Source organism: Snodgrassella sp. W8124 (genome assembly GCF_016100875.1).
Classification (GTDB): domain Bacteria; phylum Pseudomonadota; class Gammaproteobacteria; order Burkholderiales; family Neisseriaceae; genus Snodgrassella; species Snodgrassella alvi.
Map to the genome: position 1 here is coordinate 103,435 of NZ_JACFRP010000002.1, position 14,536 is coordinate 117,970.

Below are 14,536 nucleotides of genomic sequence, written 5' to 3' on the forward strand. Positions count from 1 at the left end.
TCCTGATCCTTGGCTACGGCCTGCCAATTTATTACTCAGCATGCAAATCCTGTTCATTTATGATGAACATGGCTGACTATTGCTTGCTTATTACCAAATAAAATAATTGGAATGGATCAGAATGGGCAATTCTATTCAGCAGCTGGCGGACAATATTACCCTGATAACATCACCAGAACTCTGGTTAGAGGGCGAAGCCATCCGGCAGCTAGAGACAACTGCAAAACTTCCCGATATTAAATATGTTGCCGGTATGCCGGATTTACATCCCGGCCGTGGTTATCCGGTAGGTGCAGCTTTTTTTACTACCCAATATCTTTATCCGGCACTGATTGGCGGGGATATTGGCTGCGGAATGGCATTATGGCAAACCACAGTTAAAATCCGAGCAATGAATCAGGCTAAGCTGATTAAGCGTCTGGATAATATTGACCAGCCGCTATCAATCACAGAATGTACAGCGTTATGGCCAGAAATTCTGCCATTAAATAATCATACATATGCTTCAGGAACCATTGGCAGCGGTAACCATTTTGCAGAACTGCAAATGCTGGAAACAGTTTATGCACCGGAAATCATCCGGGAGACCGGACTGGATAAACAGCACCTGCAACTGATGGTACATAGCGGTTCACGCGGGCTGGGCGGCATGATTCTGGATAAACATACCCGCCAGTACGGGCATCAGGGATTAATCGCCGATAGTCCTGCCGGTAAAGAATATCTGATGCAACACAATCTGGCTCTGGATTATGCACAGCAGAACCGCGAGCTGATTGGCAGACGTATTCTGGCTAACCTGCGTCAGGAGGGGCAAAAACTGCTGGATATCAGCCATAACTTTATAGAACCGGTAACAATCAATAAGGAGTATGGCTGGTTACACCGAAAAGGTGCTGCGCCTGCCAACAGAGGATTAGTGATTATTCCCGGTTCCCGTGGTGATTTCAGCTATCTGGTACAGCCACTGGAGACCGTTTCCTCACTATATTCTCTGGCACACGGTGCAGGGCGTAAATGGCAGCGCTCTGCCTGTAAGGGCAGGCTGGCAGAACGCTATACAGCAGAACAGCTAACCCGTACAGCACATGGCAGCAGAGTAATCTGCTGTGATCGTGAACTGTTATATGAAGAAGCCCCTCAGGCATATAAATCAATTGAAAGTGTAATCGCAGCCATGGTTCAGGCTCAGCTAATCAGACCGGTAGCACGCCTTAAACCAGTGATTACTTATAAAGTTCAGACGGAGAAGAAATAATGCAACTTTTGCAATTATCTGCTGCTTACGGACCGGCTGAATGTTGTCTTGCCGTTGTCAAAGCATTAGCACGTTTACAATATGAAGCAAAACAGAAACAGGTTGAAGTACAAGTTCTGGAACAGGAACCGGCTAAACACGGGCTGCATTCGGTACTGGTGAGCTTAGAGGGTACTCAGGCCAGCGCACTGGCTGATATGTGGCAGGGTACTATTCAATGGGTTTGTACCAGCCCTTATCGCCCACAACACAAACGAAAAAACTGGTTTATTGGAGCGAGTTGTTTTAATCCAGTTGTTCAGCAGTACTCTGATGAAATTGTATTTGAAACCATGCGTTCATCCGGAGCAGGCGGACAGCACGTTAATAAAACGGAATCAGCTGTCAGAGCAACACATACAGCCAGCGGTATTAGTGTTAAAGTGCAATCAGAGCGCAGCCAGCATGCTAATAAAAAACTAGCTGTGCTGTTGCTCCAGCATAAGCTGTTACAGCAGGAACAGCGATTACAGGCAAGCAATAAGGCGGCTCATCATAAACACCATCATCAGATAGCCCGTGGCAATCCGGTACGAATATTTACTGGCATGGATTTTAAAGCTTTGTAGTGGTAAGCAGGCAACCTGATATCTTCATAGTTGCCTGTTTTATTTTCAACATTAATCTACCGAGTATCCGTTTAGAATAAATTTACAAAAAAAGTGAATATTGACATATATCATATAAATAAATCTGGTTTTTGATAAAATAAATTAATTTACATAATTAATTAAATGTCATAATGAAAAAATATATATTAGAGCCTTATGTTGCTTTCGATCCTGATACGGCAACATATTTATTTACCAAGAATATTAAATTAGAAGAAAATCAATCACCGGCGCCTCAAATATCCCGGGAGATATTTAAAATATATTTTCCTAAAAAAATTTTTTTTAGCGGCGTAATTATTTATATCATCGATATTGCATGTTTTTATTTGCAAAAATTTTTTTTAGAGGAAAATGCAATACCTAGAACAGTTATAGAATCTATTCAGATACTCGTGATTATATTTTTACTGATATCTATAGCACAAATTGTCGGAATAATTCGTGAAATCAGAAGATTAAAAAAATTATACCAAGAAATTAACTGGCCTGCTGAATATCATTATGTGTTTTTTGAAGAAGGAATCTTAATCAAATCTGTTGACATGGAAGGTATTTTTTATTGGGATGATTTTATGAGTATTATTTTAACGTCGAATACATTAGCGTTTAATTTATGCCCGGCCGGAACCCAAAAAGGCAATATATTTATCAAACACTATCCGCGTTTACATAATTTCTATCTTTTTACTGATATAGATGAGCAAATAAAAACATTAATTACTTCAATAAGTCAAAGATATAAAAAATTAGTTGTATTTAGATAGCATTTGTTACATTAACAGATAATGAAAACTTTTCCGTAAATTCTTAGCTGCTTTAATGCGATGATAGCTATTGGTAATCTTATCAGTGCCGTTATATAACCTGATGCGGGTAACTAAATCTGGTTTTCTCCGCATCAGAATTCAAATTTATAAAACCTTCGTCTGAAAATATCTGGCAAGAACGATAAAAATATAACTAAAATAATCCAGCCAAAAACAATATTGCCTTATCAAGACCAAATTTCAACCAAAAGCATTATTAATTAATTACATAATTTTAAACAAATTAAACATTGAAATTTACCTTAAAATTACAATATAAACTATTGATAATAAATATATATTTTATTATTGTGTTTCTAATATTATAAATATTAATTACTTTAGGATATTGAGCGATATTCAGAATAATATCTTTTATTGATTTCATGATACATTTATTTATTAAAATCAATAATTTATGTTTATTTATCTGAAGCTGCGGTTATTATTGTTTAAAAGGAACCGTTAATGAATCCCATCTATCTCAATATCATTTTCAAAATGCTGGTCGCATTTTGTATTCTGTTAGTGTACATCAACTTATCCGGTAAAGGGTCTCTGGCGCCCATTTCTGCTATTGATCAGGTAGGTAACGTGGTTTTAGGGGCAATTATTGGCGGTCCGCTATATAATCCGTCCATAAGTATTACCCTACTTATGAGTGCTTCCATTTTTTGGGCAGGATTACTGTTACTGGTACGTTACACCACATTTAAGCGCAATATTGCTAAAGATTTTGTTGACGGTACCTCTATACGCTTAATGGAAAATGGAATCGTACTTTCACAGAATTTTCGTAAAGCAAAACTGTCTATCCGTGATTTTATTATGTTACTCCATCAGCGTGGCTATAACAGTCTGGAAGCACTCAGTGATGTCTGGTTTGAATATAATGGTCAGATGACCGTAGTAAAAAAAGGTGATCCCTCCATGGCCGTTGTTGTAGTAGAAAATGGAGTAGTGAATTACCCAAGTTTAAAATCTCTGGGGCATGACGAAAAATGGCTGGAAAATGAGCTGAACCGGTTAGGAGAAAAACTGGATGATGTTTTTCTGGCAGAAGTGCATGATAATAAGCTTTGGGTTTATCCAGATGTGCAAAAAAGTAGCGGAAACTAGTTTGATTAAACTTAGTTTGTAAATTTTATGCCATTTATCATGTGGCATCGTATTGAGATAAAAAATTTTTCTGATTCTTAGCTGGCTGTTACCGGCAGCAATACCCAGTATTTTGCAGTGATAATGAATTTCTCAGCAAATATGCGATAACATATCAATGTTGGTGATAATGAAGTGCAAAGTCTTGCTGGAACAAATCATAATGAAAATAGAAAACAAGTTGGGTAATGCTGCATCTGAAATCGAAGTAAAACCATACTCTCCACTCTATGCTACTGAAATATGCGATTTGTTTCATTCGACTATTCATGCTATTGATACCGATATTTATAGCAAAGCAGAGCAAGAAGCATGGTGCCCAACACCACCAGATTATCAGATGTGGTTAAAACGTTTAGATAACACTCAGCCTTGGATGGCTATCTTTGGCTCACGCCTTGCGGGGTTTATTGAACTTAAAAATGATGGTTACATAGACTGTTTTTACGTGCACCCTGACTTTCAAAAACGTGGCATAGCCAGAAAACTCTATGACCATGTGCTTGGCTTGGCACACCAGAAAAAGCTTTCACAATTAAGTGTAGATGCTTCAAAAGTGGCCATGCCAATTTTCAAAAAATGGGGTTTTATAATAAAGCGGGCTAACAAAATATCCAGAGAAAATCAGGTACTGATAAATTACCATATGTATAAACCACTTTGATTTTTATTGAGACCTCTGTTAAGTAGAAAACTTTATAAAGATAGCAGAAAATGAAATACACATCTGGTTTACCTATAATGAAGAAATAAATCCCGAATTTGCTTTGACCAACTATGTCCAATTTTTGAATTATCAGGAATTGGAGCAGTGGCAAAAATTATTCTTTAACAAGTATAAATACCAATATTGGGTAACCCGAATGTTAGTGCGTGATGTTCTGAGCAGATATCTACAAGGTATTCCAGCCGAAAATATAGAATTCAAAACTAATAATTATAAGAAGCCCTATAGCTATATTGTTTCAGAAATTAAAAGGTATACGGGAAATAATAAAAATCATTTTATATTGATGAGAATATTTATAACTTGGAAATATTCTTAATGAATTCTACATCCATTAAAAAATCATAAAGTGGTAATAATTGTTTAAAGCCTTGGGTCAGTTTATTTGGTAAATCCCTGTCAAGTATATCTTCGATATGATGACTGGTTGCCATTACAGCAATACTTTTCCGGTTGTACCATGTTGCAATCTTTTTATCCTGCTCTTTAATTAAAGGACGTTTATAACTATCACCAACAAGCTCAAACGGTTTCTTCACACACCTCATCACTTTTAAAAACACTTCCGGTTTATTCAGTATTTCTTCACGGAAAATATCCATGGTTTGTTTGGGTGCACAATAATAACCAAGCCCATATCGATAAGTATCGGGACTAATTTCAAAAAAATAGGCAGGTGCCACTTTCCAGTCGCGGCTTGGACGTTTGAATGTCAGCCATAAACGGCTGCGATAAAGAGATTTATCTTTTGAGAAACGGGTATCACGATGAATACGTGATATCGTTTTACCAATAGCCGGGCGAGTTTCAAATTCTTTGTCGATTTTCAACATTTCAGGGGTTAACTGTTCAACCAGTGCCCGAAATGGCTGTATCAATTCATGGTCATAAATTGAACGATGCTCATCAAACCACGGCTTACTATTATTAATCCGGATATCTTGTAAAAAATTGAGTCCAGCCTGCGTAAATCCGTTGAATTTATACATTAATCACCCTTTAAATATTCCAGAAAACGCATGGGATTTTCGGATTACTTACTTCATTTTTATCTTACCTAAGTAATTAGAGTTAATCCAGTATTCAGGCAGAGTAAATAAACTGGTTGAAAATTAATTTTTTAATGTAATTTCTGATTACCGAGCTCATCAGAACATAACATTGCTGTTTACATTCCAGTCTTTCCGTGTCGAGTCTCATATAATTAATCTAAAGTTTTACGGATATCTGATATTAATCATGGAAGCTTTGAACCGATAACCAATATTACTGAGACTTTGAAAGATTTAATAAATATATATACCGTGCAGTGATGCATGTGAAAATAATATTGTTAACTTTACAGGTTAATATGTGATTGATATGTCTAATTAAGATATTTTTCGATATCTGAAAATATTCTCAGTACGGAAAGATTTTGCATATCTTTTCTGCCTTTTTATGCTTAAAGCTATTAAACCTGCATCCTTGATATTGTTGCTTTACATTTTATTAGTCAGATATTGAATCTAGTTGTATCAATCAGCTTGTTGTGAAATGGATAATTAAGATAAATCGCAAAGAATGATAAAAAATAAGTAAATCGGCAATCGAAAACCAGAAATATCTATTTTTAAATTAATGAAATGATGTTCAGAGAATGGATAAAGCAAAATGTCCTGTTTAAAACAGGACATTTTAGGAATCTGGATGCGGGGGCAGGATTCGAACCTACGACCTTCGGGTTATGAGCCCGACGAGCTACCGTGCTGCTCCACCCCGCGTCTGGTAAGGGAGCTATTATACGGATAATCAGCCTTATGTCAACTAAAAAACCGATTTTTTATGCATTTTTTATGATGACTGATGATTTTGCCAGCAGTTCACCAGATCATAAATAGCAGCCAGTGCTGCTTTAGGTGTCAGTTCATCAGGCTTTAGTGCATTTAGCTGAGCGCATAAATCAGCGGGGATTGCCGATATAGCAACATGATTAATATCTGTATCCATCATGGTTTCTTCTTCGCTGTCTGCTGCCTGAAACATATCCAGTTGCGGCTGCTCGGAAGCTGCATGCTGTTCAAGTGTTTGTAAATGGCGGTAGGCGGCATTTAGTGCCCGCGCCGGCAGGCCGGCCAGTTTCGCAACAGCTATCCCATAACTTTTACTTGCCGGTCCGGACTCAATGTGATGCAGAAAAACAATATCCTGCCCTTGTTCCAAAGCCGCAAGATGCATATTGAATGCGTGTGCATGCTGCTCAGGTAAGCGGGTTAACTCAAAATAATGGGTAGCAAAAAGAGTATAACTGCGATTTCTTTGGAGTAAATGTTCTGCAATGGCCTGCGCCAGAGCCAGACCATCAAAGGTAGATGTGCCACGGCCAACTTCATCCATTAATACCAGCGATTGTTCTGTTGCATGATGCAGAATATAGGCCGTTTCCGACATTTCTACCATAAAGGTAGAGCGGTTACCTGCCAGATCATCCGAAGCACCAATACGGGTAAATATCTGGTCAAATTCTCCCAGTGTACAGCTGTCTGCAGGTACCGGAGCACCAATATGCGCCAGTAACACAATTAAAGCTACTTGTCGCATATAAGTAGATTTACCCCCCATATTCGGACCGGTTAAGAGCATCAGGCGCCGTTTTTCATCAAGACGCGTATCATTGGCGGTAAACTGTTTAACTTGCGCAGCCACTACCGGATGACGGCCATTTTTAATCTGTAAACATGGGTAGTTTACCAATTCCGGAAAACAATAATGTTCGGTGCATGCATATCTGGCCAGTGTATTTAATACATCCAGACTGGCTGCCGCACGGGCGCAGCGCTGTAATACCGGCAGTTTACTTTGTAATTGCAGTAACAGCGTGTCATATATCTGTTTTTCCCGTTCCAGTGCATTTTGCTGTGCACTTAATACTTTTTCTTCGAAATCCTTTAATTCAGGCGTGATATAACGTTCCGCATTTTTCAGAGTCTGGCGTCGCTGATAGTCTGCCGGAGCCTGTTCAGACTGTACCTTGCTCAATTCAATATAAAAACCATGCACACGGTTGAATTCAACTTTCAAACTGGATAAACCTGTGCGTTCCCGTTCCCGGTTTTCCAATTGCAGCAAAAAATCATCCGCATGATTCTGTAAACGGCGTAATTCATCCAGTTCCGCATCAAAGCCATCATTAATCACCCCACCGTCGCGCAACCATATCGACGGTTCAGGCATAATCGCCATATTTAACTGTTCGGCAATAGGTGCGGCAGGTGGAAACTGTTCCAGCAGAGTTTGTATCAGGCTGCTACTCTGGCCGGATTCTTCTAAACGAAATTCTGCCAGAATGGTCAAACTATCCCGTAAAGCAGATAAATCACGAGGACGGGCACTGCCAATAGCAATTCGTGCGGCAATACGTTCAATATCAGCTACCTGATTTAGCATGGATGTTACCTGTGCCTGCTGAGAGGCTAACTCTGCAACGGCCTGTTGCCGGGCTATAATTTGCTGACGCTGACGCAATGGCTGATGTAACCATTGTGCCAACAGACGGCTGCCCATATGAGTTGCACACTGGTCTAAAACAGAAAATAGTGTCGGTGCTTTTAAACCGCTTAAAGTCTGAGTTAGTTCCAGATTGCGGCGGGTTGCCGCATCCATACCAATATAAGCAGATTCCTGTTCCAGTGACAGGCTGTCTAAATGTTTAGGTAACTGCATTTGGGTTTGCTGCACATAGTTCAGCAAAGCACCCGCAGCACCGATTGCTGCATCATGTATTCCCGGTTGTAAACCGAAAGCACGTAAGTCCTGACTGCCAAAATAACGCTCAATCATACGGGCACCGGTATCAGCAGCAAATTGCCATGCGTGTAACCGGGTTAGTTGCCGGTCATAGCCACTAAGATTCAATTTTTCCTGAGTCTGATCAGAAAGCAGTATTTCTGCAGCCTGCAAACGTGCCAGCTCATTAGGCAATGCTTCAGGAGTAATGATTTTGCATCTGAATTCTCCGCTTTGCAGCGAAAGCCACGCTATGCCAAGCTGTTTTTTCAATAAAGAAACGGCCGCAATACGGTTGGTCTCTTTATCTTCAAGTAATGCCGTATCAGTCACCGTACCCGGTGTAACAATACGTACAACCTGCCGTTCTACCGGTCCCTTATTTGCCCCCACTTCACCCGTTTGTTCACAAATAGCTACACTTTTACCCAGTTTTACCAGCTTTGCCAGATATTGTTCGGCTGCATGATAAGGTACACCGGCCATTCTGACCGGTTCTCCGTTAATCTGTCCGCGAGTAGTCAGCGTTATATCCAGCAGACGGGCTGCTTCAACGGCATCTTCCAGAAACAGTTCATAGAAATCCCCCATCCGGTAAAACAGTAATTTGTCCTGATGTTCAGCCTTAATAGACAGGTATTGCGTCATCATCGGTGTGAGGGCGGGTTTACTCATAATGTGGAGAATATTTGAATTGATTAAAAAAACGCTATTGTAACAGAGTGTTTACATTCAGTTTATACAACGCCAAATATCACTGCCTAAAATCAGTTATTCAATAGTTCACTGTTTAAAAGCGTGACGGACTGTCATAATGGTGTAAAAATAGAGTTTATATTATCTGTATCGATTTCAATTCCTATTAAAAAATGTCAAAAATCTTGCCATCAAAGAAATTCAGCCTAATTCGCTGCTGGATGCTGTGCTTCTGTGTTTTATTTCTGAGTGCCTGTCCTCATGTCCGTAAACCTACAGATAAAATTCTTCCGGGCGAAACCGGTTCAGTAACACCGGGTAAACCATTACCCCGGAATTATGTCTTTACCCCGGGGAAAGCCGGCGTCAGCTACCGAGCTGTTTCTTATCAGGAATTGCCGCAATGGCCGATTCAGTCATTTGTTGATAGTCTGGATGCATTCAAAACCAGTTGCAGCAAACTACAAATGCAGCCAGCCTGGCAGTCAATATGTCAGCAGGCAGCACGCACATCCAGACATAACCAGCATGCCAGAGTATTTTTTGAAACTTATTTCACGCCATGGGAAGTCAGCCAGAACGGACAGCTGGCCGGTACTGTAACCGGCTACTATGAACCAATGCTGCCGGGCGATACCAGACAGACTGCACAGGCGCGCTTTCCTATTTATGGTATTCCCAGCGATTTTATCGTCGTTCCTCTTAATGCCGGACAGCGTCAGGGTGTTGTACGTATCCGACTTACCGGAGCAAATAGCGGCGTCATTACACCTAACGGAGATTACACCGCTAATCTGGCCTCCTTTCCCCGGAATGAGAAAACACGGGCACTAAAAGGCCGCATCAGTGGTAACCAATTGATTCCGTATTACACCCGTGCCCAGATTAATGCAGGCGCACTTAATGGCAAAGCCCCTGTTCTGGGTTATGCTAATGATCCGGTAGAATTATTTTTTCTGCATGTACAGGGGTCGGGGCAGTTAAGAACACCTGACGGCCGGATGCTGCGCCTCAGTTTTGCCGATAAAAATGACTACCCTTATGTATCAATTGGAAAATATATGGCTAACAAAGGTTATCTGCCACTTGCACAAACTTCAATGCAGGGTATTAAAGCCTGGTTACAGCAACATCCGCAGCAATTGGCTGAAGTCTTAGGGCAAAATCCAAGCTATGTCTTTTTTCGCGCATCTGCAGAGCCGGCCCGCGGACCAACCGGTGCATTGGGTGTACCCCTTACCAAAGGATATTCTGCTGCTGTCGACAGCCACTTTATGAATCTGGGTGCCCCTTTATTTGTTGCTACTACCCATCCCGCTAATGGTTTTGGTTTAAACCGGTTAATGATGGCGCAGGATACCGGCAGTGCCATTAACGGTGCAGTAAGAGTAGATTATTTCTGGGGTTATGGCGATGAAGCCGGTGCTTTGGCGGGTAAAATGAAATACCCCGGATACGTCTGGCAACTATTACCTAACGGAATGTTGCCCCAGGTTAAATAAAAATCTGGCGAACAAATGCAAGCTAAGGTAAAATAGTTACAGTATTGACAATTGTATGTGAAGCGTTACCGTAAATGAAAAACATGCATTTAACCATGCGCTCATGCATCTGGCAACTAATTATAAAAGGGATGTAAATTATGGAATTATATTTACCTATTGCCCTTTTGGTTATCTTGCTGGCTGTATTGCTCGTGCTGAAAAAGCGGCAGAAAGCGGCAGGACAAGGCAAAAGTAAAAGTTCGGTCCGCAAAAAGCAATCCGCATCTAAACAAAATAAAAAGACAGGTAAACAGGCTGCTGAAGCCCAGAATACATCCGAGAATGAGGATGCTTCAGCTTCTCTGGAGGATGAGGATTGGGACTGGCAGTTAACCACCAGTCCGGATAAATCCACGGTTTCTGTCGCTACTGTAGATCATCTTACTGAATATAAAGTTTATAAACAGTTTGGTTATTTTCAGAAAGCAGCTGATTCACTCGGTGCATATCTGGAGCAGAATATTGCCCAGCAGAGTCCTGCAATGGCAAATACTCTGGTCAATGAACTGGCTGCATTATGCTTAGATGCCAAAAATTCAGATAAACTTGCTGAAGTAATTGATCAATATCGTAATTATTTCCAGCGGCCTGAATTAGAAAATCTGATTCGCCAAGGACTTGCACTAGATGAAAATCATCTGGGTCTGCGCGTGCTTGCAGAAGATTTGCTGCAATGGGATGTCAAGGAAACAGAAAAAGAAGTAGGCATCAATCAGGATAAAAAACCTGAAGATGTTCGACCTGAAGCAGAATCCTCTGCTAATAAACAGAATGCTGAGGAGCAGCCGCACGAACTGCTGGTAGAAGGTAATCTAGGTAACTTTAAAATTCGCGGTGATGAGCGTGATGTTCTGCTGAGTTTTTCCAAACCCGAAAACAGTTACGTGTTGCTGAAAGAACAGTTGCCCTATGATGCAGCTATTCGCTGTCTAAATAAAGCAATTAAAACATCCAGAAAACCAGCAGGTATGATTATTGATGCTCTGGTGCTGGATTACAGACATAATAATATCAATGTGTTTGCACAGCATTTATGGCGTTTGTATTATACTTTGGGCCAATACGGTAATGTCGTAAAAGAACGTATGCTGGGTTGGGGATACAGTCTGGGTGATCATCCAATGTTTGAAAAGTTGGAGACTAAGCCTAGCGAAACGATATTGCGTGATATTGGCGTGACTCAGGGTTATCTGCCTGTGAATAGCAGTGCCCTTAAAGCTAAACGCCTGTCATTGGTTGATAAAGCATCTTCAGAGAATGACGTGGCCGAAACACCTGCAGAACTTGTATTGCGGGATGTGGAATCGTTGCTTACCTTTGGTCAGTTTGATGAAGCAATGGATTTATTAGAAAAATCAGTCCTGCTTTATCCACAAGAGTCTCAGCTTTACATTACTTTATTTGACTTATATGAACGTGCAGAAGAATGGTCACGTCTGGAAAAAATGTTACAGGTAATTCGTGCTGAAATTCAGACGCCACCTGAAGAAGTTGTACTTGCTATGAGTCAATTATTGAAACGTATTAACCACGGTGGTGTGCAAAATCAATGATGAACAATTCAATACCCAAAGTAAAAACTGCCTATGTTTTGCTCGTCAATGTGGATGATCGCCAGACAGCCATGTTGCGCATGGCATTTAAGATGTACAATAGTGTAAATTACCAGTTAGTTCAGCCTGAAGATAATTTACAGCCCGAACTGGTTTTGGTTGATGGTGATGCTGACGACGGCGAAGAGCTCTGGCATAAGGCAAAAAAGAAATTTCCTGATGCTGTGGTAGTCTTTTTTGGTCGTAATGCACCATCTTTTACAGCACCTTACCTGATGAAACCTATCCGATTCGATACGCTGTTTCAGCATCTGCGTAATTTGCAGCAGGGGAACGGGGTCTGGCTTGCTGATAAAGCAGCTGCACAAAAAGAATCAGTTAGTGAAAAAATTGAATCAAATGCTGAACATAAGGCAGACAAAATTGCTGAGCATGCACATCAGTCGGTAACTGTAGTGCGCTTTCATACTCAGGGAACCTTACTGGGTATAGTACAAAAGCTTGCTCAGCAAACTGAAGATACAGCAATTCTGTTTAATAATAAGCCTGTATTAATTGTATTTCCCAGCATTGAAAGAGTATTACTGGCAGCTGAAAGTGATTTTTTGCAACAATTGTGTATGCAAACTGATGCAGAATGGCAGACTAAAACTGTACCTGCATCCGCATCAACAGCACAGTTGCATGATAAAGCTAAGCTAACCTTACAATCCTGTATTTGGCAGTTATCAATCTGGACAGCACGCGGTCGTCTGATTGAGCCTATTACGCCGGATACAGTGATCAGACTGAAAGCATGGCCAAATATGACTCGTCTGGCTTATTTGCCTGAAGCTATGCGTCTGTCAGCTTTTTTGGTGCGTACGCCTGTGGCACTGAATACTTTATATAAGTTATTACCAGTTTCTTTAGAAGATGTTTTAAACTATATAGCAGCTACATATTCAATTGGTGCCCTGATTATTGAGCAGCAGTTGACTCCTCCTGCTACACAACAGGAGAAAGAAATGGTTCTGACAAGAAAAGCACCACAAGCTGCTAAACCAGCAAGTGGTACACAAGAGGCAGAATATGATGAGAGCGATAAAGACAAGCCGAAAGGTGGTTTACTGGCACGTTTGATGGGTCGCTTGCGTGGCAATTAATACCTAAGCAGGGAGTAATCATGGTTGAAAATAAAATTATATTTACCGGCCCGGTTGGGGTGGGAAAAACGACTGCCATTGCTGCATTATCGGATGATCCTCCGGTACAGACTGATGCCAGTGCGTCGGATATGACACAGGATAGAAAAGGTCATACTACTGTAGCCATGGATTATGGTGTTATTCGGCTTGATGAACATACAAAAGTTCATTTATATGGTACACCTGGTCAAGAACGTTTTGACTTCATGTGGAGTATTTTAAGTAAGGGGAGTATGGGTTTAATTCTGCTGCTGGATAATACCCGCCAGAATCCATTAAAAGATTTGAAATTTTTTCTTACCTCTTTTCATGATTTACTGGATGAGGCTCCGGTTGTCGTTGGTGTAACTAAAATGGATATCAATCCTCAGCCGGGCGTGGATGTTTATCAGCAGTATTTGGCGCAGCATAAACTTAATGTACCTGTTTTTGAGGTAGATGCCCGTAATGAAGATGATGTAAAACAACTGGTTACTGCTATGCTGTACTCAATTGATCCAGGTTTAGAAGGGTAGTTAGTATGGAATCTACATTACAGCTACATCATGATTTGTATCCTAAAGTGATGCCAGCCGGTGCATTTTATGCGGTATCCAGCCCCAACCAGAGTGCCAGTCGTATGTTGCTGGCCAATATTCTGCAGGCGGATATTAATGCGAAGTTAACCGAAGAGCGTTTGAAACGATGGGCTGAAACAGATGATGTTCACACAGCGTTGAATTTGTTATATCGCTTACAACGTCTGGAATTCTTATACGGAGAGGCTAAACCCAGTTCTCAGCTGGTTAAAGTTACCTCTGATGAATTTGAAAACATTCTGGGGCAGCTATCAGACAGCCATAAAGCACTGTTGGTAGATCAGGATGGTTTTTATTTTGCTAATGTCGGTTTTAATCATGAAACTGCCGAAGAGGTAGCTAATCTGGCTAGTGAGGCTACACGCCTGACAGAAAAACACAGTTTACTGATTAAAAATAACCTTAATATCTACAACAACGCTATCGGGATATGTGATCCTGCCGGTCAGAGTGAATTAACATTCTTCCCTCTGTATATAGGCAATACCAAAAATATTTTGGTAACAGCAGGATTGCCGCTACTAAATGGTGAAGCTTTTGTCACGATGGTACGTGGTTTGTACGTATTGGCGGGTGAAGACATTCATGTGGTAAATGAATAACATCAATAG

The 14,536-nt window shown here is 40.7% G+C and carries 12 protein-coding genes and 1 tRNA gene; 10 read left to right on the top strand and 3 right to left on the bottom strand.

The window, feature by feature from the left end; all coding sequences use genetic code 11:
• Nucleotides 1-121: 121 nt before the first annotated feature.
• From H3U73_RS08330 to H3U73_RS08350, 5 genes are all read left to right on the top strand, one after another.
• Complete coding sequence (locus H3U73_RS08330) at nucleotides 122-1,258, top strand: RNA ligase RtcB family protein (RefSeq protein WP_174830751.1); 1,137 nt, start codon at nucleotides 122-124, stop codon at nucleotides 1,256-1,258.
• Nucleotides 1,258-1,866, top strand: a complete 609-nt coding sequence (prfH, locus tag H3U73_RS08335) for a peptide chain release factor H (RefSeq protein ID WP_041880010.1) — start codon at nucleotides 1,258-1,260, stop codon at nucleotides 1,864-1,866. Before H3U73_RS08330 ends, prfH begins: the two co-directional genes overlap by 1 nt.
• Nucleotides 1,867-2,039: 173 nt before the next feature.
• On the top strand, nucleotides 2,040-2,675 hold the full coding sequence (locus tag H3U73_RS08340) for a hypothetical protein (protein WP_078475192.1): 636 nt from the start codon (nucleotides 2,040-2,042) through the stop codon (nucleotides 2,673-2,675).
• Between the two features lie 510 nt (nucleotides 2,676-3,185).
• Complete coding sequence (locus tag H3U73_RS08345) at nucleotides 3,186-3,836, top strand: DUF421 domain-containing protein (RefSeq protein ID WP_025331730.1); 651 nt, start codon at nucleotides 3,186-3,188, stop codon at nucleotides 3,834-3,836.
• Between the two features lie 202 nt (nucleotides 3,837-4,038).
• The gene (locus tag H3U73_RS08350; protein WP_110414774.1) at nucleotides 4,039-4,539 is read left to right on the top strand and encodes a GNAT family N-acetyltransferase; all 501 of its coding nucleotides are present in this window, start codon (nucleotides 4,039-4,041) and stop codon (nucleotides 4,537-4,539) included.
• 359 nt (nucleotides 4,540-4,898) lie between these two features.
• On the opposite strand, the gene H3U73_RS08355 is transcribed toward H3U73_RS08350, so the two are convergent.
• The 3 genes from H3U73_RS08355 to mutS form a co-directional block, all read right to left on the bottom strand.
• Complete coding sequence (locus H3U73_RS08355) at nucleotides 4,899-5,591, bottom strand: DUF2461 domain-containing protein (RefSeq protein WP_084586028.1); 693 nt, start codon at nucleotides 5,589-5,591, stop codon at nucleotides 4,899-4,901.
• 697 nt (nucleotides 5,592-6,288) lie between these two features.
• Nucleotides 6,289-6,365, bottom strand: a tRNA-Met gene (locus H3U73_RS08360).
• A 70-nt stretch (nucleotides 6,366-6,435) separates the two neighbouring features.
• On the bottom strand, nucleotides 6,436-9,042 hold the full coding sequence (mutS, locus tag H3U73_RS08365; protein ID WP_198190391.1) for a DNA mismatch repair protein MutS: 2,607 nt from the start codon (nucleotides 9,040-9,042) through the stop codon (nucleotides 6,436-6,438).
• 194 nt (nucleotides 9,043-9,236) lie between these two features.
• On the opposite strand from mutS, the gene H3U73_RS08370 reads away from it, so the two are divergent.
• The 5 genes from H3U73_RS08370 to H3U73_RS08390 all read left to right on the top strand — a co-directional run bounded on the left by H3U73_RS08370 (nucleotide 9,237) and on the right by H3U73_RS08390 (nucleotide 14,527).
• Nucleotides 9,237-10,565: a murein transglycosylase A gene (locus H3U73_RS08370; RefSeq protein ID WP_232336247.1), complete on the top strand. Its 1,329-nt coding sequence runs from the start codon at nucleotides 9,237-9,239 to the stop codon at nucleotides 10,563-10,565.
• Nucleotides 10,566-10,705: 140 nt separating this feature from the next.
• Nucleotides 10,706-12,160, top strand: coding sequence for a hypothetical protein (locus H3U73_RS08375; RefSeq protein WP_078475433.1), 1,455 nt, complete (start codon nucleotides 10,706-10,708; stop codon nucleotides 12,158-12,160).
• Nucleotides 12,157-13,305 carry a hypothetical protein gene (locus H3U73_RS08380; RefSeq protein WP_084550930.1) on the top strand — a complete coding sequence of 383 codons (1,149 nt, stop codon included), beginning with the start codon at nucleotides 12,157-12,159 and terminating at the stop codon, nucleotides 13,303-13,305. The genes H3U73_RS08375 and H3U73_RS08380 overlap by 4 nt, the downstream gene beginning before the upstream one ends.
• A 20-nt stretch (nucleotides 13,306-13,325) precedes the next feature.
• On the top strand, nucleotides 13,326-13,862 hold the full coding sequence (locus tag H3U73_RS08385) for an ATP/GTP-binding protein (RefSeq protein ID WP_078475435.1): 537 nt from the start codon (nucleotides 13,326-13,328) through the stop codon (nucleotides 13,860-13,862).
• 5 nt (nucleotides 13,863-13,867) lie between these two features.
• Nucleotides 13,868-14,527 carry a peptidase M23 gene (locus H3U73_RS08390; RefSeq protein ID WP_078475436.1) on the top strand — a complete coding sequence of 220 codons (660 nt, stop codon included), beginning with the start codon at nucleotides 13,868-13,870 and terminating at the stop codon, nucleotides 14,525-14,527.
• Nucleotides 14,528-14,536 lie beyond the last annotated feature (9 nt).

Bases quoted from the DNA above. Each gene is read 5' to 3' on its own strand.
- H3U73_RS08330 (WP_174830751.1), top strand. From the start codon at position 122: ATGGGCAATTCTATTCAGCAGCTGGCGGACAATATTACCCTGATAACA.
- prfH (WP_041880010.1), top strand. From the start codon at position 1,258: ATGCAACTTTTGCAATTATCTGCTGCTTACGGACCGGCTGAATGTTGT.
- H3U73_RS08340 (WP_078475192.1), top strand. From the start codon at position 2,040: ATGAAAAAATATATATTAGAGCCTTATGTTGCTTTCGATCCTGATACG.
- H3U73_RS08345 (WP_025331730.1), top strand. From the start codon at position 3,186: ATGAATCCCATCTATCTCAATATCATTTTCAAAATGCTGGTCGCATTT.
- H3U73_RS08350 (WP_110414774.1), top strand. From the start codon at position 4,039: ATGAAAATAGAAAACAAGTTGGGTAATGCTGCATCTGAAATCGAAGTA.
- H3U73_RS08355 (WP_084586028.1), bottom strand. From the start codon at position 5,591: ATGTATAAATTCAACGGATTTACGCAGGCTGGACTCAATTTTTTACAA.
- mutS (WP_198190391.1), bottom strand. From the start codon at position 9,042: ATGAGTAAACCCGCCCTCACACCGATGATGACGCAATACCTGTCTATT.
- H3U73_RS08370 (WP_232336247.1), top strand. From the start codon at position 9,237: ATGTCAAAAATCTTGCCATCAAAGAAATTCAGCCTAATTCGCTGCTGG.
- H3U73_RS08375 (WP_078475433.1), top strand. From the start codon at position 10,706: ATGGAATTATATTTACCTATTGCCCTTTTGGTTATCTTGCTGGCTGTA.
- H3U73_RS08380 (WP_084550930.1), top strand. From the start codon at position 12,157: ATGATGAACAATTCAATACCCAAAGTAAAAACTGCCTATGTTTTGCTC.
- H3U73_RS08385 (WP_078475435.1), top strand. From the start codon at position 13,326: ATGGTTGAAAATAAAATTATATTTACCGGCCCGGTTGGGGTGGGAAAA.
- H3U73_RS08390 (WP_078475436.1), top strand. From the start codon at position 13,868: ATGGAATCTACATTACAGCTACATCATGATTTGTATCCTAAAGTGATG.